The 23,083-nt window shown below is 64.0% G+C and carries 16 protein-coding genes and 1 riboswitch; of the genes, 7 read left to right on the forward strand and 9 right to left on the reverse strand.

Annotated elements, in window-relative coordinates:
* Window positions 1-174: 174 nt before the first annotated feature.
* A complete protein-coding gene (locus H7692_RS05420; protein ID WP_261312154.1) occupies window positions 175-894 on the reverse strand; it encodes an NUDIX domain-containing protein in 720 nt (239 codons plus the stop codon).
* A gap of 180 nt (window positions 895-1,074) precedes the next feature.
* Between H7692_RS05420 and H7692_RS05425 the strand changes: the two genes are divergently transcribed.
* Window positions 1,075-1,713: a DUF4126 domain-containing protein gene (locus H7692_RS05425; RefSeq protein ID WP_222135699.1), complete on the forward strand. Its 639-nt coding sequence runs from the start codon at window positions 1,075-1,077 to the stop codon at window positions 1,711-1,713.
* On the opposite strand, the gene H7692_RS05430 is transcribed toward H7692_RS05425, so the two are convergent.
* From H7692_RS05430 to H7692_RS05460, 7 genes are all read right to left on the reverse strand, one after another.
* Window positions 1,710-2,933: an NAD(P)/FAD-dependent oxidoreductase gene (locus H7692_RS05430; RefSeq protein WP_222135698.1), complete on the reverse strand. Its 1,224-nt coding sequence runs from the start codon at window positions 2,931-2,933 to the stop codon at window positions 1,710-1,712. The genes H7692_RS05425 and H7692_RS05430 overlap by 4 nt on opposite strands.
* Window positions 2,934-3,024: 91 nt before the next feature.
* Window positions 3,025-3,240, reverse strand: coding sequence for a hypothetical protein (locus H7692_RS05435; protein WP_222135697.1), 216 nt, complete (start codon window positions 3,238-3,240; stop codon window positions 3,025-3,027).
* Entirely contained in the window at window positions 3,240-7,457 is a 4,218-nt protein-coding gene (locus H7692_RS05440) for a translocation/assembly module TamB domain-containing protein (RefSeq protein ID WP_222135696.1), read from the reverse strand. Before H7692_RS05440 ends, H7692_RS05435 begins: the two co-directional genes overlap by 1 nt.
* On the reverse strand, window positions 7,457-9,733 hold the full coding sequence (locus H7692_RS05445) for an autotransporter assembly complex protein TamA (protein WP_227339882.1): 2,277 nt from the start codon (window positions 9,731-9,733) through the stop codon (window positions 7,457-7,459). Before H7692_RS05445 ends, H7692_RS05440 begins: the two co-directional genes overlap by 1 nt.
* 169 nt (window positions 9,734-9,902) lie before the next feature.
* The gene (locus tag H7692_RS05450; RefSeq protein ID WP_222135695.1) at window positions 9,903-11,117 is read right to left on the reverse strand and encodes a nucleotide sugar dehydrogenase; all 1,215 of its coding nucleotides are present in this window, start codon (window positions 11,115-11,117) and stop codon (window positions 9,903-9,905) included.
* Window positions 11,118-11,190: 73 nt separating this feature from the next.
* Window positions 11,191-12,654 carry a protein adenylyltransferase SelO gene (locus tag H7692_RS05455; RefSeq protein WP_222135694.1) on the reverse strand — a complete coding sequence of 488 codons (1,464 nt, stop codon included), beginning with the start codon at window positions 12,652-12,654 and terminating at the stop codon, window positions 11,191-11,193.
* A 116-nt stretch (window positions 12,655-12,770) separates the two neighbouring features.
* A complete protein-coding gene (locus tag H7692_RS05460) occupies window positions 12,771-13,907 on the reverse strand; it encodes an acyl-CoA dehydrogenase family protein (protein ID WP_222135693.1) in 1,137 nt (378 codons plus the stop codon).
* Between the two features lie 152 nt (window positions 13,908-14,059).
* Here H7692_RS05460 and H7692_RS05465 point away from each other — a divergent pair, with 152 nt between their 5' ends.
* The 5 genes from H7692_RS05465 to H7692_RS05485 all read left to right on the forward strand — a co-directional run bounded on the left by H7692_RS05465 (window position 14,060) and on the right by H7692_RS05485 (window position 19,617).
* Entirely contained in the window at window positions 14,060-14,767 is a 708-nt protein-coding gene (locus H7692_RS05465) for a winged helix-turn-helix transcriptional regulator (RefSeq protein ID WP_222135692.1), read from the forward strand.
* Window positions 14,768-14,804: 37 nt separating this feature from the next.
* Window positions 14,805-14,994: riboswitch (cobalamin riboswitch) on the forward strand.
* Window positions 14,995-15,070: 76 nt separating this feature from the next.
* Window positions 15,071-17,035, forward strand: a complete 1,965-nt coding sequence (locus H7692_RS05470; RefSeq protein ID WP_227339883.1) for a TonB-dependent receptor plug domain-containing protein — start codon at window positions 15,071-15,073, stop codon at window positions 17,033-17,035.
* Window positions 17,036-17,040: 5 nt separating this feature from the next.
* On the forward strand, window positions 17,041-17,859 hold the full coding sequence (locus H7692_RS05475; protein WP_222135690.1) for an ABC transporter substrate-binding protein: 819 nt from the start codon (window positions 17,041-17,043) through the stop codon (window positions 17,857-17,859).
* Window positions 17,856-18,845 carry a FecCD family ABC transporter permease gene (locus H7692_RS05480; RefSeq protein ID WP_222135689.1) on the forward strand — a complete coding sequence of 330 codons (990 nt, stop codon included), beginning with the start codon at window positions 17,856-17,858 and terminating at the stop codon, window positions 18,843-18,845. Before H7692_RS05475 ends, H7692_RS05480 begins: the two co-directional genes overlap by 4 nt.
* Window positions 18,838-19,617, forward strand: coding sequence for an ABC transporter ATP-binding protein (locus H7692_RS05485; protein WP_222135688.1), 780 nt, complete (start codon window positions 18,838-18,840; stop codon window positions 19,615-19,617). The genes H7692_RS05480 and H7692_RS05485 overlap by 8 nt, the downstream gene beginning before the upstream one ends.
* Window positions 19,618-19,895: 278 nt before the next feature.
* On the opposite strand, the gene H7692_RS05490 is transcribed toward H7692_RS05485, so the two are convergent.
* Complete coding sequence (locus tag H7692_RS05490) at window positions 19,896-20,753, reverse strand: class I SAM-dependent methyltransferase (RefSeq protein WP_201926585.1); 858 nt, start codon at window positions 20,751-20,753, stop codon at window positions 19,896-19,898.
* Between the two features lie 796 nt (window positions 20,754-21,549).
* Here H7692_RS05490 and H7692_RS05495 point away from each other — a divergent pair.
* Window positions 21,550-23,055 carry a hypothetical protein gene (locus tag H7692_RS05495; protein WP_222135687.1) on the forward strand — a complete coding sequence of 502 codons (1,506 nt, stop codon included), beginning with the start codon at window positions 21,550-21,552 and terminating at the stop codon, window positions 23,053-23,055.
* Window positions 23,056-23,083: the final 28 nt, after the last annotated feature.

A 23,083-nucleotide genomic window follows, 5' to 3' on the forward strand; every position in this document is an offset into this window, starting at 1 on the left:
TTCTCCGTCCACTGGATTTGATCTTCTCGAATCGAATTGAGAGCAAGCTCTCCGTCCAATCCGGCCTCACCGCTCTAAGCTTCGCTACAAATAATTGCAACGATGATCTGCATTATGGATCCAATTGTTAGGAAATCACTAAATTAGGAAAAAGTTTCATTTTAGCGACAAATTCTATCCGCGACGCACGCGCTCGAAAGGCTCGCACGTTACCGGGTATCCCAAATGGTCCGGGATACAAAGATGCGTCGCTCCATCGCGAACTTCAATCCATGGTGTTATCAACTCGACCGGAAAATCGCACGCATGCGCTGCAAATTCTGAAAAATCGCCCGCGAGCGCCAAGCGTTCGAGGTTGCGACGGGTTGGAAAAATCACCGAAACCGCGCCACGATCAGCCATTTCGAGCGTCTCGCGCGCGCTCGCCCAGAATATGTGGCTGTGCTCAGCAGCCTCGACAGTCAATTCATGGCGGTGCGACGGCGATACAATAGCAAAGAAACGCGTGTCGAACGTGCGTGCTTCCTTGAAATTGGGGCACCAGCGCGCAAAGGGAACCATTGCATCAAGCGACAGTCTATCGCCGCGCTGTGCCAGAATATCCGACAGCAGCACGCCCGCGAGGAGATCTTCGCGGACAGAGGCAATTTCGGCATCGTCAAGCGCGGGCCACCCCACGGCAAGCCCCGTTTCCTCAAGCGTCTCACGCAGCGCCGCGACGCGCGCCGCGCCTTCGGCGGGTTCGCCCTCAAAGCCGCAGAGCTGGGCTACGACCAAGTCGTCGGGATCGACGCGTCCGCCGGGAAATACGACCGCGCCGGCCGCGAAGGCCATCGTCGTCGCGCGTTTGACCATCAGAATCTCATCTGGACCACCATTCGCGGCGGGGCGCATGATGACAAGCGTAGCGGCGGGTATCGCGCCATCTGGCAAGGACGCGGGCGAAATATCGGACCTCATGCCGAGGGCGATACCTGCGGGGCGTCCCCGTGTCACCCGGCGTATGACTATGCCATTGCCTGACGGAACGGTGCAGTGCAGGATGAACCGGCGGAAGCGGCCGGGAGCAAGGCCATGGGAATAGTCGAGATTTTGGGTGTCGCGGGCAGCCTCAGCCTGCTTGCCGGATGGCGTCTCTATTTGACCGTCCTCGCGACAGGAATTGCAATGCACTTCGGATGGCTTCCGCTCCCCGAACATCTCCAAGCGCTGCAGGTTTTTGCCAATCCTTGGGTTCTTGGCGTCGCCGCTGCAGGAACGGTCGCGGAATTTCTGGCCGACAAGATTGCTTGGGTCGATTCCGCGTGGGACGGTAGCCACTCGATTATACGTCCGCTTGGCGGAGCCCTGCTCGCGCTGGCACTGGTCGACGCGTCCGATCCGGCGTGGCAGGTCGTTGCATTTCTGCTCGGCGGCGGCGGCGCCCTGCTCAGTCACGGCGCGAAAGCGACGACGCGCGCCGTCATCAACGTCAGCCCCGAACCTTATAGCAATGCAGTGGTTTCAACCGGCGAAGACATCGCGACCGGCGGTCTTCTGGCGCTTGCCATCGCCTTTCCGCCGCTGGCGATCGCGATCGCAATCCTGATGGCGATCGCCGCGGTGATCGTGATCATCGCGCTACGTCGACTGCTCCGCAATATGAAGGCAGGAATGAAGAAGATGCTCGCCGCCGACCCGTCCCCGGCGCCGGACCTCCCGCCCCCTGCCTAGCTCGCCAGCAGAGCCTTCAGCGGCGTGTCGGTGTCGGCAAGCTGTTCGGCGGTGGCTTTGAGCCCCGCAGTGACAATCATCCGGCCCTGAACATAATCCTTGGTCGCATTGACACAGTCGAGCGCGACGACCTTTCCGGCCTTGAGATAGACGATCGAGAAGCTGTGCGACGCGGGATCGCCGCGGAGGATAGCCTGGTCATGCCCGGTCGAGAGGCCCGCGGTCTGAAGCTTCAGATCATACTGGTTCGACCAGAACCACGGAATCGCATGATAGGGCGCCTCGACGCCGCAAATTCCCTTGGCGACGACATTCGCCTGATCATTGGCATTCTGAACCGATTCCAGACGGATGACCAACCCGTCGGCAAAATCATTCTCATGCGCCGCGCAGTCGCCGATCGCATAGATGTCGGGAAGGCTCGTCTTGCAATAGCGGTCGACGAGGACGCCATTGCCGCCTTCGGCGCCCGCCGCGACGAGCGGCTCGACCGCCGGGATGATGCCGATGCCGACGATGACGAGATCGGCGGGGATCACCTCGCCGCCCGCAAGGCGCACGCCTGTGACGTGGCTTTCGCCCTCAATCGCCTCGACATTGACGCCGAGGCGAAGGTCGACGCCGTGATCGCGATGCTCCTTTTCGTAAAAGCGCGAAAGTTCCTCGCCCGCGACACGCGCAAGCACGCGGTCGAGCGCTTCCAACAGCACCACCTTCTTGCCCGCCTTGCGTAGCACCGCCGCGGCCTCGAGCCCGATATAGCCGCCGCCGATCACGACGATCTGGTCCGCGCTTTCGGCGGCTGCCTTCATCGCGTCGGCATCGGCGCGCGTGCGCACGCCCTGCACGCCCGGGAGGTCGCCGCCGGGGATCGGCAGCATCCGCGGCCTTCCACCCGTCGCCCATACCAGCTTGCTATAACCGATCGTCTCGCCCGCGTCGGTCGCCACGCAATGCGCCACCGGATCGACCGAAACGACGCGCTTGCCGAGCAGCATCGTTACCGCGCGCTCGTCCCAATATTTGGCGGGACGCAGTAGGATGCGCTGGAATTCTTTTTCGCCGGCGAAATATTCCTTCGACAAAGGCGGACGATCATAGGGAAGGTCGGTTTCGTCGCCGACGATAGCGATGCTACCTTCGAACTTCTGCGTGCGCAGCGATATGGCCACCTGCGCCCCGCCATGGCCACCGCCCACAATCACCACGTCGAAATGCATCTGTCGCCTCCCCAAATTCGGCCCGATGCCCCTTGCACAGGGGGAGGCGGCGGGCAAGCGCCGCTCCGGATCACGCAGCCGGCAGGATCGGCTATCGCCCTGACAATGCGGGGTCGGGCGGGCTCTCTGCGATCGTGCCCGACTCGCTGGCTCCCGGCGGAACCTCATCGGCCGCCCCAACCGCGGCGTCGAGGGCCTTGGCGCGCGCTTCGATTTCCTTGCTTGCGGCATCATAGCGCGCGTCGAAGTCGGGCTCCTCCTTGCACGCCCCAAGGAGCAATGCCGCGATGTACGGAAGCGCCCGCATCAATAATCTTTCCGGTAGCGGATACTGAGGTTCGACTGGCCCGAACCCCCCGCCTGGCTGAGCAGCGACAATGCCCGCGTCAGGCTGATTTCGAGCTGGGTGGCGGTATAGCCGCGCCCGTCGGTGATGATCTCCAGGTAAATATCCTTCGAAATATATTGCCCCGCGGCGATCGCAGTGCCGCGCCCTTCAGTATCGTCGGCGCCGAGCACGCGCAGTCGGTCGATCCCGGTCGCCGACTGGAGCGCACCGAGCGGGCTGAGCCCGCCGCTGCCGCGCAGGGCGTTGAGCGAAGCGGCGAGTTGCACCGCCTGAAGCGGCGACAATTCGGTGATCGATCCGCCGAACAGAATGCGCGACACAATCTCGTCCTGTGGCAGTCCCGGTATGCTGGAAAAGCTGATCTGCGGATTTTGCGCACGGCCCGACACGTTGACGTTCACCGTCACATTGTCGAACGTGTCCGACGCGACGAGCCGCAGCGCAGGGTCATAGACATCGCCCGTCGGGAAGCTGATCCGCCCTTCGTCGAGCGTGAACGAGCGTCCTGCAAAACCCAGCGTCCCGCGCACCAGTTCGATATCGCCCGTCACGCGCGGCGCCTGCGTCGTCCCCGTCAAGGTAACATCGCCCTGCCATTCGGACTCCAGCCCCATGCCCGAGACATAGATTTCGTCGCCTGCGCGCAGCCGGATGTTGAGGCGGATCAGGTCAAAGAGGCTGCCACCGACCGCCGCGATGCCGTCGCCGCTGACGCGCGGGCGACCAGCAGGGGGCTTGCGGCGAACGCCGGTTAGCGCGGGCACCTGCGCTGCGCCTTCGCGCACGATCCGATAGCGCGATTCGGGAAGCTGCAGATCGCCCGACAGCAGCGCCGTCTGCCCGGCCCGCTTTTCGAGCGTCAGCGTGCCTGTCGCGCGCGCGCCGATATTGTCGCTTCGCGCAAGCCGCGCATTGTCGAGCGTCGCTGTAAGATTCATCGGATAGCCGTCCGACGCCGCAAGGCTGATGAAACCGCTCGCCGAAAGGCTGCCGTCACCGGCGGTGGCGGTGAGTTCATCGATCTCGAGCCGGTTCCCCGTGAACCGGCCATTGACGGCCAAATTGGTCAGGCGCGTGCCATAGGCTTGATTCTCATAAGTCAGCGTCTTGCCGCGCACGACGCCTTGCAGGCAGGGATCGTCGAGGCGGCAACCGAAGTCGGCAGCGACGCCGATCGGCCCGCCCACATGCTGGCCAGCAGGGCCGACGAAGCTGTAGAGCGTATCGGCCGGACCATTGTAGCGGATACCGCCGCCGAGCGGCGCGGCGCGTAGCCGTTCCGTCCAGCTTCCTGCCCCCGGCCCCAACGGACGTAGCGATGCCTGCATCCGCCCTATCACGCTGCCGCGCTTGCGCACGACCGCGCGCGCTTCGCCGCCGTCGGAAAGCAGTTTGCCCGCGAGATTGATGTCGACCGGTTCGCTGACCGATGCGGCGGTGGTGCGCGTAAAATTGTCGATAGTCAGCCGTGCGTCGGCGCGCGGGAAAGCATCGGCGCCAGCCTGCTCGAAATCGAGGCTGCCGCTCGCGCGTCCGCCCAGCCCCATATCGGGATAGACGGCGTTGAGGATCGCCATATTGACGCGGTCGAGACGGCTCTGCAGCATAATGCCATCGCCGAAACGCCCCGCAATGCGCGCGTTGCTTCCGCGTCCCAGATTCACCGTCGTCGGCAGCAATTCATAACCGTCGTCGCCGGGGACGATCCGCGCGGGCGACGTCGTGCGGAAATTGATGCCGGTGGCGCGCCCCTGAACCGACGCGCGCCAGAGCCCGGGCGCGAGATCGGCGTTCGCCGCAACGCGGAAAGGCACGCCGTTCGTCCCCTCGACAAGCGCCTGCGCCTTGCCGGTGCCGTCGCGATAATCGATCTTCACACGTCCGACGGCAATATCGAAGTCGCGGATGCGCGTCTGCGCAAACTGTATATCGGCAACGATATGCGGGCTGTCATAAAGCGTCACATCGGCATCGACGATCGCGCCGCCGACGGTGAGTTGCGCCGGTCCCTGCAAGGACAGATTGTTCGCACGCAAGTTGATCGCCGCGGCCTGATGCGGTCCCGCTGCGCTCAGTCGCACGAGCCCGCCGAGTCCCTGCCCCCTCGCATCGAGCTGTCCAACGAAGGGTCCCGCATCGCTGCGGACGAGCCGGCCCGAAAAACCGATGCCCGACAGGTCGCCGCGTTCGACCTCGATTGTCAGCGGTCCCGACGCGGTCAGCAGGACGACGTCCGCCGACAGCGGGCCATAGTCGGTTTCGCCGGTGGCAGCGAGACGATAGCCGTTGGGCGCACCGTTCACCCGCGCCTCGAGATTGGCGAGCCCGATACCAAGCCCCGGCCGCTCTGCGGTGAGCGTCGCGCGCGGATCGCTAATTGTTCCCGCGAGCTCGACGCCAAGCGGACCATAGTCGCTCGACATGGCACGCGCGCTCAGTTGGACGCGACCGTCGGGCGCATAGCTGCCGCGCCCGCTCGTGATCCGCAGCAACGGCGATGTGAGGCGCAGGTTCGCGAAGCGCACGAGCCCGTCGGTGCCGTAACGTACATCCGCCGAGACAGTGCCGTTGCCGCCGAGCAAATCGCGGACACCCGAATTGAACAGCCGCGTCGAACGCGCGCGAACGCGCCCCGCAATTTCGAACCCGCCATGCGCCGCCGTCAGGAGATCGGCGTCGGTATCGATGTCGAAAATGCCGACGCTTTCGATTCGATAGTCGTTGACCCGCCCGTCGATCGCACCAGTGTAGAAACCGCGGTTGAAGTCGGCGATCACGATCGCCTTGGCATCGATCCGCGACGATCGCAGCCGCAGATTGTCGCTGAGCAACCGCCCTTCGGCAAAGGCAAGATCGCCGTCGAGCCGCACCGCGGTGAGCGTCCCGCCCGCAACGCTGTCGAGCCCGCGGATGCGCGCGGCGCGCCCGACGACGGGAATGACAATCTGATCGGCGTCGATGCGCGCCTTTCCCGACAGGCTGAGCCTTTCAACGACAATATCGTTAAAGGCGAGCGCCGCCGCATTGGCCCGATAGTCGACCGTGGGGTGTGCAAATGCGCCGTCGAGGCGCGCCGTCGCGCGCACGCCGTTTCCGCGCACCGCGGGCGCGATGGCCCCGGGACGGACGACATTGAGAGCGAGTTGCAAACCGTCATAACGGTTCGTTCCCAGATCGACCCCTCCGCTGACGCCGAGCCGCATCGCTTCCGACGCGACGGCGCCATCGAGGTCGGCTTTTCGCTCGTCGAGCTTTGCGACCAGATCGACCCGTGTTTCGGCGCCGAGCAGCGCGGCTAGCGAGCCGGAGAAGAGGCGCGAGGGCTGCGCTGTTCCCTTGGCCGCGAATCTGCCGTCGCGCGCCGTCAGACCGATGCGTGCAAGCGGCGCGGATCCAAGGCTGGCGGTGAGCGACCCGTCCCACTTCGCCCAATCGCCGCGCCCGTCGAGCTGCGCTGTGAGCGGTTCGTCCAGTCCCGCCATCGCCGCGATAACGCCGTCCTGCGGCGCGCTGAGGTCCAACGTCATCGCCAGCCGGTTGGCTTCGGGGACCGCATCGAGCAGCAGTTTGACCCGGTCGCCTCGCGCACCGGCGCCAACGGTCACGGCATTGGCGCTGACCTGCGCACGCCGGTCGGCAATTGCGATCTTGCCATCGATTTGCGCTACCTGCCGCTCGCCGGCGACGGCAGGCTCGAAGACGAAGCGATCGACGCGCAGGCGGCCAACGTCGATGTCGATATCGGGAAGCAGCGGCTCGCCCGTGTCGGGAACCGGCTTGAACTGCGGCAAGCGCTGCAAGCGAATTTCCTCGGCGGTCGCCGAGCGAATGTCGATATGGTTCGAAAGATAGGCGAATGGTCGCCAGTCAATCCGCAGTTCGGGCGACGCCAAGAATACGCCCTCGGGGTCCGACAGGGTGAAATCGCGCACGACCATCGCGCCGTAAAGCGATCCGTCGAGCCGGCCGATGCCGATCGTCATCCCGTTCTCAAACTCATATTTCTCGATCTGGGTGACGACGAAACGCCGTCCGGCGTCGCTATTGAGCCCGACGAGAAAGAGTGCGACCAGCGCGAGAAGGCCGAGGATGGCAACCGCAGCGCCGCGCGCGATGCGCGAGGTCCGGCGCGGTGTTGCCGCACCGTCGGCGACCGGAGGCGCCTCTTCCGCCATCAGAAAGCCTGCCCGATCGACACATAGACACTGACGCGCGATTCTCCCGGCTGGCGGTCGATCGGCGTCGCGATGTCAAGCCGCATCGGCCCGAAATTGGTGTAGAAACGCCCGCCAATCCCGGCGCCGAAGCGCAGGTTCGAAAAATCGGGCGTCGATCCGCGATAGACCTGCCCCGCGTCGACGAAGCCGACGACGCCGAAATTACCGAAGCGATAGCGCGCCTCGACCGCTGCTTCGTTCACGCTCCGCCCGCCGATGGGATCATTGTTGGGGTCTTTTGGGCCGAGTTGCTGATAACCGAAGCCGCGAACCGAACCGCCGCCACCGGCGTAGAAGCGCCGCGACGGCGCCAATAGTTCGCGCGCGGCGCCGATGATCGAGCCGACGCGAACGCGCCCCGCAAGCACGACGCTGTCGGTGACCGGATAATAGCCGCTCACGTCGACACGCGCACGCATATAGGGCGAGAAGCCGCCCGCAAACGACCCTTCGGGCTGGAGCAGCGTCGTGATGCGAAAGCCCTTCGTCGGATCGAGCAGACTGTCGGTGCGGTCAATCCCGACCTGTCCGCTGATCCCGGCAATGGTATAGAAATCGCGGTCGCGCAAACCGCGCGTGAACTCATAATCGTCTTCGCTCGTTGCGATCAGTTCAACACCGAAGGCATAGGTGAACTTCTTTTGCCAAATTGGCGTCGAATCATAGCTGATGCGCGCGGCGACGCGGCCCGTGATTGCCTCGAACGCGTCATAGTTGCTGCGCGTCGCCTCGGCGACCAGTTCGAACGTGCGGTCCCGCCGCCCCGCATTCGAACGGCGTAGCGTCGCGCCGATCCCCTGCTCCTGCGTGCCGACAATGGCACGTCCGATCAGTGCTCCTTCGGGCGGGAACAGATTGCGATGCGTCCAGCTCCCTTCGAGCCGCAGCCCTTCCCCCGTGCCATAGCCCGCGCTCGCGGCAATGGTACGCGGCGGCCCCGCCTGCTGGGTGACGAGCGTTGTCACATATTCGGTATCGTCGCCCGCGCTTTCGCCGGTGCGCTGCGGCTCGACCGCTACCGTCGCAAACAGCCCCGTCGCGACGAGGGCCTGGCGCAAATCATCAACCATCCGGCTGTCGTAAAGGTGGCCGCGTTCGAAGCGCGCGAGGACTTCGACATGCTCGGCGTCAAAGGCGAGATCGCCCGTCGTCTCGATAGCGCCGAAACGCGACCGGGGCCCGATCTCGACCGGCAGGGTATAATCGCCCTCGCCCGTCGCGCCGTCGAGGAGGATGTCGCGCTGGCCAACCTTGGCGAAGGGATAGCCTTCCTCGGGCAGTTTGAGCGCGATTGCCGCCTCGGCGCCCTGGATGCGCTGCGCGACGATCGGCTCGCCGATGGTCAGCGGGAAATTATCGGCAATCAACGCCGGGGGAACGGTCGGTTCCGCATCGATTGAAACAGACCCGAGCGTGTATCGCTGTCCCGGCGTTATATCGAGGATCACAGTGAGCGGCGCGTTGCGTTCGCGTGCGGTCCGGTCGATCCGCGTACCGATCGCCGCGTCATAAAAGCCCTCGGACGCAAGGATTCGCTGCATAAGGTCGGCATCGGCGCGGAGCCGCGCGCGCACCATTGCCGCATTGTCCGCCTTGCCGTCGCCATCGTAAAGCGCCGACAGGTCGCTGAACAGGTCCGCAAGATCGACGTCGCTTGCGGCATCGGCAGCGTCCAACCCGTTGACCTGCACAATATAGGTGACGCTGCGGTCGCGGGCTTCCTCTTCGGCCTCGGCATATTCCACCGGTTCGACGTCAAAGCTTTCGAGCGGCGGAAGCGGTGCGGCCAGCTCGACATCGCTGATCGGCGCGTCACCGATCGCCTCGACGACGTCGCCGTCGGCGAGCGCGGGAATAGCAACACCATCGACCACCGGCGCCCCGTCGGCAGCGTCGTCGTCCTCCGCAGCGTCGGCGTCACCCGACGCGGCTACGGCGGTCAGCCGACGCTCGAATTCGGCGATCGTTTCCAGCGGACGATCGAGTTCGGGATCGTCCTCGGCGGCGATATCGGGGATCGCCCGCTCGAACTCGTCGTCATCGATGATCGGCGGAACCTCGGGAAATTGCGCACCCGCTGGAGGCGGCGTGGGCGCAGCAATGTCATCGGGAGCGGTTGACGGTTTCGGCGCGGCGGGGGCGTTGGCGGGGGACGGTTCGGGCGGTTGGGCGACGACCAGCGAGCCATGTCCTATGGCGAACGCAAACGCCGACAGCCCAACGAGCGACCGCAACAGCGGCGCACCCGCTCTCCCCAAATCGCAAGGCTTTTCAAATGGTCGCATCTGCCCTCGGTCAAGGCGCATTTGTGGCTTGCGGGGTGCAGCGGCGCAACCGGAATCTCCCTTTACCGGTCAACGTGCAGGATTCGGGGGAGTTCCGCGCCTTGCCTGGCGCCCAGCCCTAGCTGTCAGCGCCAAAGAGGTCGCGGCTATAAACCTTGTCGGCGACATCGGCGAGGTCGTCGGTAACGCGATTGGCGATGATGACATCGGCTTCGGTCTTGAAGGCGTCAAGGTCGCGAACGACGCGCGAGTTGAACAGCAGTTCCTCCTCAAGGAGCGGCTCATGAACGATCACCTCGATCCCCTTCGCCTTGATCCGCTTCATCACGCCCAAAATACTGCTGGCACGGAAATTGTCCGATCCTGCCTTCATCGCAAGGCGATGGATGCCAACGACGCGCGGGTTGCGCTTGATGACCTCGGCCGCGACGAAATCCTTGCGCGTCGTATTCGACGACACGATCGCCGCGATCAGATTTTGCGGCACGTCCTGATAATTGGCGAGCATCTGCTTCGTGTCCTTGGGCAGGCAATAGCCGCCATAGCCGAAGGATGGGTTGTTATAGAATTGCCCGATGCGCGGATCGAGGCACACGCCTTCGATCACCTGCCGCGAGTCCAGCCCGTGAGTCGCGGCATAGGTGTCGAGTTCGTTGAAGAAAGCGACGCGCATCGCAAGATAGGTGTTGGCGAACAATTTGATCGCTTCTGCCTCGGTATTGCCGGTTTGGAGGATGGCTGCCTCGGGCTTCAGCGACGCTTCGAGAAGCAATTGGCCGAATTCGCGCGCGCGCGGATGCGTGTTACCGACGATGATTCGCGACGGGTGGAGATTGTCAAAGAGCGCGCGCCCTTCGCGCAGGAACTCGGGCGAAAAGATCACCGTGTCGGTATCATGTTCGGCGCGCATCCTTTCGGTGAAGCCGACAGGGACCGTCGATTTGACGACGATCAACGCGTCAGGCGCCATCACGAGCGCGTCTGCAATCACTGCCTCGACCGTGCTCGTGTTGAAATAATTGGTGTCGGGATCATAGTCGGTCGGTGTCGCAACGACGACAAAGTCGGCACCGCCATAGGCCGCTTGCTTGTCGAGCGTAGCAACGAGATCGAGCGGCTTGTTGGCGAGATAATCCTCGATCTCGGGGTCGGCGATGGGCGACTGGCGTGCATTGATCTGTTCGACCTTGCGCGCGTCGATGTCGAGGGCGACAACGCGGTTCCGCTGGGCGAGCAGCACGGCGTTCGATATGCCGACATAGCCCGTCCCGACGACGGCGATCTTGGGAGCGGAGGCCGAGACGCCGGATTGCGATGCGGGGGATGCGGACAAGTCGATATCCTTTGTCTGACGGGAGCGGCTCAGTAGCAAGCGCGCGCGCTGCGCTCAACACGCGCCGCGCGTGTCAGGTGCCGCAATAGGTCACATAGGGTTCGGCGTCGTCGGGACCGGGACCGGCAAATTCGCTCCATTCGTCACGCGCGACAAAGGGATTGCGGACGACATCGAGCAATGCCAACCAAGGCGCCATATCGCCCACCTCGGCACTTTCGAGCGCGGCTTCGACACGATGGTTACGCGGAATATAGAGCGGATTCACCGCGTCCATGGCGTCGGCCCGCGCAAGCGGCTCGTCGGTTTCGCGCGCAAGCCGCTCCCACCAGTCAGCGATCCACGATGCCATGGCGTCGGGATAGGGCATCAGGCTTTCAAGCAGCTTTCCGTCACCGCGCAGCATCATGGCGAGCCCGCGGAAAAAGAGCGTGAAGTCAATGCGATTGCCCTCAAGCGCATCGAACAGCGAATCGAACAATTGCTGGTCGCCGTCCTCCGATTGTTCGAGCGCCAACTTGCGCCGCATCACTGCCGAGAGCGCCGCGGCGAAGCGAGCGGGGATGGTGTCGGCAAGCGCCTTGGCCGCTTCCACCGCGGCAGGGTCGATGGCATGGATCGCGGGAAGCAGCGCTTCGGCAAAGCGCGCCATGTTCCAGTGCATTATCCGCGGCTGGTTGCCATAAGCATATCGGCCTTGCGTATCGATCGAGCTGAAAACGGTGCTCATCGCGAAACGATCGACGAACGCACAGGGACCGTAATCGATCGTCTCGCCGCTGATCGCGACATTGTCGGTGTTCATGACGCCATGGACAAAGCCGATGCCGAGCCAGCGCGCGACGAGATCGCATTGCAGACCGATGACGCGGTCGAGCAACGCAAGATGCGGGTTCGCCTGATCGGCAAGGTCCGGAAAATGCCGAGCGATACTGTAATCGGACAGCCGCGCGACATGCTCCGCGCCGAAATGCGCAGCGAAGAACTGAAAGGCTCCGACGCGGATATGGCTGCTCGCGACGCGCGTGAGGACGGCGCCCGGATGCCCGCGCTCGCGCTGCACCCGGTCGCCCGTCGCCACCGCCGCAAGCGAGCGCGTTGTCGGAACGCCAAGCGCCGCCATCGCCTCGGACACCAGATATTCGCGCAGGACGGGACCGACCGCGGCCTTGCCATCACCATTGCGCGAAAAGCTGGTCGGCCCGGATCCCTTGAGCTGGATGTCGAAACGCGCACCGTCGGGCGCGACGATTTCGCCGAGCAAAAGCGCGCGCCCGTCGCCGAGCTGCGGCGAAAAATGGCCGAACTGGTGCCCCGCATAGGCGAGCGCGATCGGATTGCTGCCCGCGGGGAGGCTCGCGCCCGAAAACAGCGCTGCCAGATCGGCCTCGCCGACACCTTCAAAATCCAGACCCAGCGCTGCAGCGAGCGGATGATTGAAGGCGAGCATCGCCGGTGCCGACGGCTTGACCGCCTCCGCCGGCGTGTAAAAGCCGTCCATCCGGTCGTGAAAACTATTGTCGAAGGCGAAATCCACCGCGTCGCTCCTTGCCCGCCCCAGATTGACCGGCCGCGCCGCGATTGCAAGTCGTCCTCTTGGATAATGAGAGGGCGCGGGTCGGACGGAAGGCGCCCCGCGCCCGCGCCCATTCGTCAGCCGTCAATATCGAGCCGCAGGGCGAGACGACCGCTCAACTCGCGCTGTGCTGGCTCCTGAAGCGGATGATAGCGCGCGCCTTGAACGTCGCGGAAGGCGCGCTCGATCGTCGACCCCTTATAAAAGGCGGCGCCGCCGGCCACTTCCATCGCCAGTTCGGCGGTGCGAATTGCGGCGCGACCGGTCACGGTGCGACCGGTCATGACGCTGCTCGTCTTCGCAGGTCCGGGTCCGCCCGCCTCCGCCTCCGCAATCATCGCGTCGAGTGCGGTTTCCGCGATCCAGAAACTATTCTGCATTTCGCCGACAAGCGCGATCATCCCGCCTGTCGAGGCCTTGCGCCGTGCCGCCTCAAGCGCGGCGTCGCGCGCCGCCTCCGCGACGCCGAGATAGGCGGAATAGACCAGCGGAAAGGCGATCATGCTGATAATGTGGAACAGCATGTGCCACTGCCCCTGCGGCCGCCGGCCGGAAACGGCTGCATCGGCAAGGAAAACGTCCTTCAGCTCGACATCGTGCGAACCAGTGCCACGCATCCCCATCGTGTTCCACGTATCGAGGATGGTTACACCGTCGGCATCGAGCGGTAGCGCGAAGTGGAGAACGGTCGGTCCCGCATCGGGATCGTCATAGACCGCACTCGTCATCAGCAGATCACCCGCCTGACAACCGCTCGAGAATATCTTGCGCGCGTTGATCCGGAAGCCGCCATCGACTTTCGTTGCCGTCCCGCTGCCCTGCAGCCAGTCGGACCCGCCGCTCGACACGAGCACCAGATTCTCCGACGCGATCCGCTTCAAAAGACCGTCGGTCGGCGCCTGCATATGCTGCCAGCGCCATGCCGCGACCGCGACCTGGTGGCAGTGCATCGAAAAGGCAAGCGCGGTCGAGCCGCATCCCTTGCCGAGCCGCCGCACGACGCCGCAAAGTGTGCGGTAATCCATTCCGTTCCCGCCTAGGTCCACGGGCACCGCGGCCCCGATCAGTCCAGCCTCGCGGAGCAGCCCATAATTGTCGGCGACAAAGCGCCCCTCGCAATCGTGGCTTTCGGCCGTCGCTCCGATCGTCGCAGCAATGCGGTCCGCAATTTCGTGCCAGTAATCGGCGGTCATTGCCTTCGCTTCTACAAGCATATTCATCTCCATAGGTTGCTTCCCTGCTGGCGATGGTTGTGTCGGTTCGTGGCGACCACGAATAGTTCAGGAACTGAATCGCCGCCGATTCAGAAACTGAACTCGCGCCCGCCAAACGGCATGGGCTATAATGCTGCGGAAGGGAGCCTATCATGGCAAAGGCGAGCTATGGGCAATTTTGTCCGGTCGCGATGGCGGCCGAGATTTTGTGTACGCGCTGGACGATTGTTCTCGTGCGCGAACTCGCAGCCGGGTCGACGCGTTTCAATGACTTGCGCCGCGGCGTCCCGCGCATGTCGCCGGCGCTGCTCTCACAGCGACTGAAGGATCTGGAGGCGGCCGGCATCCTCCGCCGCACGCCGGTTCCCGGCGACTCGGGCGTCTTCGACTATGTCCTCACCCGTGCGGGACAGGAACTCGCACCCGTTGTCGAGGCCTTCGGCGTCTGGGGAAAGCGCTGGATCGACGGCGACCTTTCGCTCGAAAAACTCGACGCGCATTTGCTCATGTGGGACATGCGCCGCGGGCTCGTGCTCGACCCGATGCCAGCACGACGTTCGATCATCCAGTTCCGCTATCCCGAACTTCCCGCCGAGCGCCGATCATGGTGGCTCGTCGTCGAACCCGGCAGCGAAACGCAGCTGTGCTCGGTCGATCCCGGATTCGACGTCGATCTTTATGCATCGTGCGACCTGCGCACAATGACGGCGATCTGGATGGGCTATGACACTGTGGCCGCGGCCATCGAGGACCGAAGGTTGCTTCTTACCGGCGACGACCGGCTGACGGCGAGTATTGAAACCTGGCTGGGGCTCAGTCCTTTCGCGCGAACCAATCGTGTCGTCGAAGCTGCGGCGTAAAATTGTCGATTGCGAACCGCGCAAGGCTTTGCTAGCCGCCGCGTCCGTGACCTCAGGTTCCCCGGAAACGGGGTGAAAAGGGAAGTCCGGTTCCAATCCGGCGCTGCCCCCGCAACTGTCGTCGGAGAGAAGGGTGCGATCGTGCCACTGGAACGATGTTCCGGGAAGGCCGCATCCCTTTGATGACCCGGCAAGCCAGGAGACCTGCCCGAGCGTCGCCGTTATCTGCGCGCGGGCGGGGTGTACCGGGAGCAGGCGAGGTTCCTCGCGTGACGGCAAAGCCGTCACGTTGGAGAACCTGTTATGAAGACTTTTGCCTATCGTACCGCCATTTCGCTGATCGCCTTTGCGGCCGCCGCGCCGGCGCTTGCCGCCGAGGCGAACGAGGACGACCGCATCGCGATCACCGTCATCGGCGTCCCGCTCGCGCGCGAAGACGCCAACGCATCGCTGTCGATCATCGATGCCGAGGATATTGCGCGCGCGCAGAACGGCGCCGCCGCCGACCTTGTCGCGCGTCTTCCCGGCGTAACGCTCAACCAATATGGCGCACTCGGCGGCGTCACCAATCTGCGTATCCGCGGCGCCGAGACCGACCAGACGCTGGTCGTTATCGACGGGGTGCGCGTCGGCGACCCCTCGTCGCCGGGCGGCGGTTTCGACTTCGGCAATCTGATGCTCGGGACGATCGACCGGATCGAAGTGCTGCGCGGCGCGAACAGTCTGCCGTGGGGCAGCCAGGCAATCGGCGGCGTTGTCGCGGTCACAACCACCGCTGCCACGCCTGCGGCAGGCGCGGTCACGAGCGGACGGATCGGCGCCGAATATGGCGCGCGCGACACGGTGCGCGTCAACGGCCAGCTCCGCACCGCGGCGCTTGGCGCTTCGCAGTTCGGGATCGGCGGCGGCTATGTCCGTACCGACGGCTTCAGCAACGCGGCGGGCGGGACCGAGCGCGACGGCTATCGCCAATATAGCGCGAACATCAGCAACCGCACCGACATCGGCGACACGCTGACCTTCCGCGCGTTCGGTCTCTACGCCGACAGCCGGATCGACCTCGATGGTTTCGCGCCGCCGACCTACAGCTTCGGCGACACCGACGAATTTCAGAAGACGCGCGAACATTATGCCGCCGCGTTGATCGAGCATCGGCCCGGCGGACGCGGGACCGGAGCGACGGGTTTCACGCACCAGCTTCAATTCGGGATCGCCGACGTCAACCGCGACAATTACAACCCGGCGTTCGGCACGGCGCCCGGCTTCAGCGCGCGCGGACGCAGCGAAAGGCTGAGCTATAGCGCCGACTGGACCGTGACCCCGGAAATTCGCCTGATCGCCGGCGCCGAGCGCGAGTGGAGCCGCAGCCTGACCGACGACGGCTTTGCGCCCGACCGTCGCAAGACCGCGACGACGGGCGTCTGGGCGATGGCGACGGCGAAGCCGACCGATACGCTGACGCTGACCGGCGGTGTGCGCCGCGACGATCACCGCGACTTCGGCGGCGCGACAAGCGTCGCCTTCGACATCGGCCAGCGGCTCGGCGAGCTCGTCACGCTGCGCGCGAGCTATCGCGAGGGATTCAAGGCACCGACCTTGTTCCAGCTCTCCGATTCGACGGGTGCCTATGGCAACCCCGACCTGCGCCCTGAAACCGCGCGCTCCTATGAAATCGGCGTGCGGATCGGCAACGCGCAGCGCTGGTACGCCGATATCGCCTGGTACCGCCGCGACAGCCGCGACCTTATCGATTTCGTGTCGTGCCCGCCGGGACCCAATCCCCTTCCCCCGATCTGCGCCACCGGCACCCGCCCCTTCGGTACCTATGACAATATCAACCGCGCGCGCGGTCAGGGTGTCGAGGTCGACGCGGGTGCGAAGCTGAGCGACACGATCGAGCTGCGCGGCAATTACAGCCTCGTCGTCGTTACCGACCGCACGCCCGCCGGCCTCTATGAAGGCAATCGCCTCGCGCGGCGGCCGAAACATCTCGCCAACGCCGAGCTTGCGTGGACGCCCGGGGGCGACCTCGCCGGCGCCGACCTGTCGGTCGCGGCACGCTATGCGTCGGCGAGCTTCGACAATCGCGCCAACACCGTCCGGCTCGCACCCTATTGGCTCGTCGACCTGCGCGCGAGCTATCCGCTCACTGGCGCTATCGAACTGTTCGGCCGCGTCGAAAATCTGTTCGACGAGGAATATCAGACGGTCGCGACCTATGGCACCGCGGGTCGCTCGGCCTATGGCGGGGTGCGCTGGAGCTTCTGATGCGCATGGCAGCGGCCCTCGCGATGCTGGCGGCCCTCGCGGGTTGCCAGCCGCGCGCGCCGCTGCCCGAGCGCCGCGGCGTCGCGAGCATCGACTATTGCGCCGACCAGATGGTGCTCGGGCTGCTGCCCCGCGAAAAGATCCGCGCCGTTTCGTTCGAGGCCGACAGCGACACAAGCTTTTCGGCCCCGCGCGCCAAGGGCATCGTCCGAATTCGGCCACAGCTCGAGGACATTGCACGCCTCCGTCCCGCGGTGGTCGTGCGCTCTTATGGCGGCGCTGCGCGGCTCGACCGCCAGCTCGAAGCGATGGGCATTCACGTCGTCCAGCTCGGCTTCCCGAACAATTTTGCCGAAACGCGCACCGACCTGCTGCGCGTCGGCACCGAACTTGGAGCCGCCCGCCAAGCCCGGCGGCTCGCTAGCGACCTCGAACAACAGCTTGCCGCCGCGCAGCGTCCGGCGCCGGCAAGCGCGCCGTCTGTGCTCTATGTGACCCCCGGCGACGTTACCACCGGTCCCGGTTCGATGGTCGCCGAAATCGTCGCTGCCGCAGGATACACGACCTATCGCAAGCAGCCCGGCTGGGGCACGCTCCCGCTCGAGGCGCTCGTCCGCCGCCGGCCCGATGTCGTGATGCGCGCCTTTTTCGACAGCCCGCGCTACCGTCAGGATCATTGGACCGCTTCGCGTCACCCCGTCGTCGAGCGGGCGACACGCGGTGCAGCGGACGTCGAGGTGCCGGGGGCATGGATATCGTGCGGAAACTGGCTCGCCGGGCACGCCGTACACGCGCTCGCGACGACCGAAAGGGAACAGCGATGACCGCAGCGCGACTGAACCCGGCGCTTGCCCTGCTTCTTGTCGTTGCCGCACTGGGAGCCGTGATGTTCGGCCCCGATGGCGCCGCGCCGCGCCTTGTCGTCGATGCGATCGGCGGGAGCGATCGGGCGGCAGCAATAATCCTTCTCGACATCCGCCTGCCACGCGTGCTGGCGGCCGCAATTGTCGGCGGAGCGCTGGGCCTCTGCGGTGCTGCGCTGCAGGCGCTGACCCGTAATCCGCTCGCCGAGCCGGGGATATTGGGCGTGTCGGCGGCGGCCACGCTGGGCGCGACGCTGACGCTCTATTTCGGCCTTGCCGCTGCGCTCCCCTGGGTGCTCCCGATCGGGGCCATCGTCGGCGCACTCCTTGCGACGAGCCTCCTCGCCGTCGCGGCAATGCGAACGCAAGGGATGGCCACGCTGATTCTCGTCGGCGTCGGCCTGTCGAGTCTCTCGGGCGCGCTGATGGCGCTTATCCTCAATTTCGCGCCCAACCCCTTCTCCCTTTCGGATCTCATCAACTGGACGCTGGGGTCGGTCGCCAATCGCTCGCTCGGCGACCTCGTCTTCACGGCGCCGCTGGTTCTCGCCGGCTGCGTGATCCTGCTCGGCCAGCGCGCGCATCTGTCGCTGCTGGCGATCGGCGAGACCGCCGCCATCGCGCACGGTCTCGACGCGCGGCGTACGCGCATCGCCGTTATTGCAGGCACCGGAATCGCAACCGGAGCCGCAGTCGCGCTAGCTGGAGCGGTGGGGTTTGTGGGCATCGTTGCGCCGCACCTTGTCCGGCCATGGGTAGGGCATGATCCGGGCCGCACCCTGCTCCCTTCGGCAACGCTCGGCGCATTGCTCCTCGTGCTCGCCGACTTGCTCGTGCGCCTCCTCCCCACCGATACCGAGCTGCGGCTTGGTGTCGTCGCGGCGCTCGCCGGTGCGCCCATCTTCACCATGATCGCGTTGCGGCGCGGCCGGGGCGCCCATGTCTGACGCGCTCCACATCAAGAATCTGACGGTGCGCGCTGGCGCCAAGACGCTGCTCGATGACGTGACGGCGACAATAGAACCCGGGCGTATCACGGCAATTGTCGGCCCCAATGGCGCGGGCAAATCGACGCTGCTACGGGCACTCGCGGGCGTCGCGCCGTTCGCAGGCACGCTGGCTCTGGGGGCGGCGCCGCTCGCGCATCTCAGCCCGACCGAGCGGGCCCGGCGCATCGCCTATCTTCCGCAGCACCATGATCTTGCGTGGAACATCAAGGTCCGCGACATGGTCGCGCTCGGACGATTCGCTTATGGAGCCGAGCCCGGCAAGCTGGGCGCGACCGACCGTGCCGCCGTCGAGCGAGCCATGGAAGCCGCCGGCTGCGCCGCGCTCGCCGACCGCGGCGTCGCCGACCTTTCGGGCGGCGAGCAGGCGCTCGCCTGCCTGGCGCGGGTGCTGGCAGCCGATACTCCCGTCATCCTTGCCGACGAACCCGCAGCGGCGCTCGATCCCGCCAACCAGTATCGCGCGATGGAATGCCTCGCCGAAAAATCGAGTCAGGGGCGCGCGGTGCTCGTGGTTCTGCACGACCTGACGCTAGTTGCGCAGTTTTCCCACAGCGTGCTGTGGCTGCAAGGCGGTCGCCTCGTCGCGCACGAGCGCGCCGATTGCGAGAGTCTCGCGCACCACATACCCACGCTTTTTGGACGCACGCCGAGTTTTGCGACGGATGGTTCGGAGGCCCTCTTTTTCGTTCGTGACCCGAACGAGTCGTGACCAGTGGGCTTCCGGTTATGGTGCGCGTCTCAAGTTAAGCGCTTGCCTGGCAGACTATACCACGACATCCAACTGCGATGCTGTCGCAATAGTAGCCCGGGCTGGCCCAGCTTAATACGGGCAAAGCCGAAGTCTGGCTGACGGCGCTGCGTCGTGCTGACGAAATTCCGCGCGCGCCATGGCGCGACCGACAGGGCAAAAGCTCTTCCTCGTAGCAGATCCGTCCTGGCATCAGGCCAATATGACGGGCGTGCTTTGCAACACGTCCCCCATAAAGATCAATTCCCGTCGCGTACCTTTGTGCCGCATGCGACCCAATAGGGAGTTCCGTCGCGAAACCGAATGTCTTCCAGCCCGCATGCCGTCATCATGGCTTCGATCTGTGGTCGCGTGAACCGCTGTTCCAGACGAGTGCCGAATCGATCGAGCGCGTCGGTGCGCATTGTGTAAAAACTCTGATCGCGATAGAAGCTAAGCGGCAGACCGTCCACTTTCAGCCCGATGCGTGCGCCGAGCATCGCCATCCGCGCCAAGGGCCAGTAAATGGCGGCAGCGATCGCTGTTGTTATGGTCTTGCGGAGAGGGAATGGCATCGGGCTGATGGCCCTCCGGACATAATCACTCAGTTTCCATATGAAGCGGAACCACGCGGGCCGGTCGTCAAAACCGTAATAGAGATACACGAGGAACGGCGCACCAGGTTTCAGCTTGGCGACACATGCCCGCATCGCTTTCTGCGTGTCCGGAATATGGTGAAGCACGCCAAGAGAATAACCAAAGTCTTGGCTGGCATCGGGAAGGGGGATCTCGTCGACCCCGGCATGGTGAAACCGGACATTCGACACATTGCCGAGCACGCGCCTTGCAACCTGCAACGCTTTTTCGGAAGGGTCGATACAATGGAGAATGTCGACGCGCGGGGCTACGCCGCGTGCCCACCGACCTGATCCACATCCCAAGTCGAACCCGGACGCACCTGCGGGCAGAGCATCCCATGGAAAAAGCGAAAAATAGCCGTCAAAAAGTTGGCGCCAATCCGCTTCATCGAGCGCAGTCTGGTCGAAGGCCGCCCATTCCTCACCAAAGCCTTGTACGGTCTTGGGGTCGATATTGCCCGCCGTGGGAGTTCTGAGCATCAGCGCGTCATTTCCTGTTTAGCCGTCGCCAGACCGCCTCCTTGGCCCCGCGACGAACGTCCCACGCAATCAGATTCCGAAAGCGCGTCATGTCCGAAATTTTCCACTAATATCCTCACTGTATCTGCAGAACTGTCCGTGGCGTCCTACCTCGCCGCCAATTGGTGCAACATCACATAACGGGAACGCGAAACCTTTGGTGGCAAGAAATATAACGTCGCGGACTTAGGGCATCGCCGCCGCTTGGGCAATGTCGATGACAGATTGTCCTACCAGAAGCCGACAAGGATCGACTTGGCATTTACTGAAGGACTTCACGATCTGCGCCACCCGCAGAATACCGCTTATCCCGCCCCGCAGTCTGAATCTCGTCTTGCCAGCTTCTCGTTCCATAGAGCCTCGTCCGGCGTGTGCCACTATTGATTATGGTTCGACAGGCAGGACGAATTGCGTCTGTAGTCAGAATGCATAGCCGCAACGTCGATCCCGGCGCGGCGGGATCGTGGCAAGCTTCGCGAGAATCACCCGGCGACTAAGCGGCATCACGGGTTCCGGCAATCCCATGCAATAGTATGATTTGGAGCCGCCATGCACCCCTTCATGCACGAGCCGATTGGGATAATTATTCAACCGACACGGGCGACACTATCAACTTGTTTGGATGCGCGCCTCTCGCGCAAGTCTCGCAAGTAGTGCGGGGCGAGGCTATAGTTTTGGCGGAGACTCAGCGGCGGGTCGATCTTTGCGGTCGCGCCCGTCCGTTTTGGGCTCCGGTATCGAATGGGAAACCCGGACGATGATAAGGCCCGAAAATTTTCGCCAGCCTGGCGATACGCACCTGCAGCGTTTGCAGCGATTTCTCGATGCGCTCGGCGGCGGGACAGATGGCGAACTGGACGCAGATTATGTCATACCCTCGCAACTGGTCCTGAGCGGAAAATCGAACTTTAGGCTGCGCGGCAATGGTCACCGGATCAGGGTGGCTGATGGCGCTCCCACCGGCTGGGGCGGATCGGCACTCTACATCGTCCAGTGCAACGACTTCGAGATCTCCGATCTACATTGCGACGGCAACCGCGAAAGCCGCATTCCGGCAGAAGATCCGGCGCACGTAATTGTCGTCGACAAATGCCATCGGTGGCTCTTTCGCAATGTTCATGTGGTGAATGGCACGTGCGACGGATTTCTCGTGTATGCTGGCACCGACGGAAATGGCACGGGGCCCGGCGGCGCTGTTTCTACATTGGACTTTCCTTCACGCTGGAAGCTCAAAGATTGCACCGCGCTCAACAACTTTCGACAGGGCCTGTCGATCATCGAGGGTGTAGACGCATCGATCGAAGGCGGTCGCTATGGGCTAACTCGTGGACTTTGGGATACCGGAAACGGCCCTTGCGCAGGTATCATCCTCGAACCCGATGATGTTCCGTCAAGACCCGCGAATCGCATTCGCAACATCCGGCTTCAGAATATATTGTTCGACGGCAACCAAGGCGCCGGATTGGCGATTACGCGAGTGAACGGCGTTCGCAACATCGAGGTAGTTGACTGTATTTTTGATGCAAACAAGAAAGCTGCGATCGAATCCTTTGGCGACGAGATCGCTATATTGAGGCCGACAGTTCGCAACTGGACAAACGAGCCCTATTCAAGCCGAGCCAGCGCTCCTCCTAAACGCGGCGCTATCGACATCGGTTATCTGGCGGGCCCGACCAGTATTGCCGATCCGAAGTTCGAGTTGATTGACAACGGCGCATCGGATCATCACCCCTGCATTTATGTACATGGCGCCGCCGCTGCGGGGATCGCGATCAGCGGGATAAGGTCGGACGGGAGCGCATCGTTCATCTGCGGCGCCCATGCGCCGCGGGTCCAGGTGAGCCACAGCGTGGTCGATCTGCGGTCGTCAGTGCGCCCCGACGCCTTTGTCTTTCTGGGCGACCACGCGGTGTTCGAACATATGATGTTACTCGGTGTTTATGAACGCGCGGCCTATTTCGGCGGGAAAGCGCCGCAGATAAAGGAGAATAAATTCTATGTTCGCATCAGCCGGCCGACAACCCACATCGTCGGCGCATGGGATGCGATCGCCCCCGAGCTGCGTGGAAATCTCGTAGAATTCGAGCAACCGGTCGCATCGAAGGCGTTCTCAGTCGGACAAGACGCGACCGTTGTCGACAACAAGATCGTAAATAGCCTTAGCGATCGTCTGTTCGATTTTTCAGGTCCACCTCGAGCATCCACTGGGAATTCGCGCGTTGTCCGGCGAGCGCGAGAGAGTCCATCAGCACAAGCTCCCTGATTTCCGTGGGATAGCTAACACAACTGGA

It is taken from the genome of Sphingopyxis sp. P8, from assembly GCF_020622175.1.
GTDB lineage: Bacteria > Pseudomonadota > Alphaproteobacteria > Sphingomonadales > Sphingomonadaceae > Sphingopyxis > Sphingopyxis jiangsuensis.

Excerpts from the sequence above, each read along its gene's own strand:
- H7692_RS05420 (WP_261312154.1), bottom strand. The coding sequence starts at position 894 with ATGCGCCCCGCCGCGAATGGTGGTCCAGATGAGATTCTGATGGTCAAA.
- H7692_RS05425 (WP_222135699.1), top strand. The coding sequence starts at position 1,075 with ATGGGAATAGTCGAGATTTTGGGTGTCGCGGGCAGCCTCAGCCTGCTT.
- H7692_RS05430 (WP_222135698.1), bottom strand. The coding sequence starts at position 2,933 with ATGCATTTCGACGTGGTGATTGTGGGCGGTGGCCATGGCGGGGCGCAG.
- H7692_RS05435 (WP_222135697.1), bottom strand. The coding sequence starts at position 3,240 with ATGCGGGCGCTTCCGTACATCGCGGCATTGCTCCTTGGGGCGTGCAAG.
- H7692_RS05440 (WP_222135696.1), bottom strand. The coding sequence starts at position 7,457 with ATGGCGGAAGAGGCGCCTCCGGTCGCCGACGGTGCGGCAACACCGCGC.
- H7692_RS05460 (WP_222135693.1), bottom strand. The coding sequence starts at position 13,907 with ATGCTTGTAGAAGCGAAGGCAATGACCGCCGATTACTGGCACGAAATT.
- H7692_RS05465 (WP_222135692.1), top strand. The coding sequence starts at position 14,060 with ATGGCAAAGGCGAGCTATGGGCAATTTTGTCCGGTCGCGATGGCGGCC.
- H7692_RS05470 (WP_227339883.1), top strand. The coding sequence starts at position 15,071 with ATGAAGACTTTTGCCTATCGTACCGCCATTTCGCTGATCGCCTTTGCG.
- H7692_RS05475 (WP_222135690.1), top strand. The coding sequence starts at position 17,041 with ATGGCAGCGGCCCTCGCGATGCTGGCGGCCCTCGCGGGTTGCCAGCCG.
- H7692_RS05480 (WP_222135689.1), top strand. The coding sequence starts at position 17,856 with ATGACCGCAGCGCGACTGAACCCGGCGCTTGCCCTGCTTCTTGTCGTT.
- H7692_RS05485 (WP_222135688.1), top strand. The coding sequence starts at position 18,838 with ATGTCTGACGCGCTCCACATCAAGAATCTGACGGTGCGCGCTGGCGCC.
- H7692_RS05490 (WP_201926585.1), bottom strand. The coding sequence starts at position 20,753 with ATGCTCAGAACTCCCACGGCGGGCAATATCGACCCCAAGACCGTACAA.
- H7692_RS05495 (WP_222135687.1), top strand. The coding sequence starts at position 21,550 with ATGATAAGGCCCGAAAATTTTCGCCAGCCTGGCGATACGCACCTGCAG.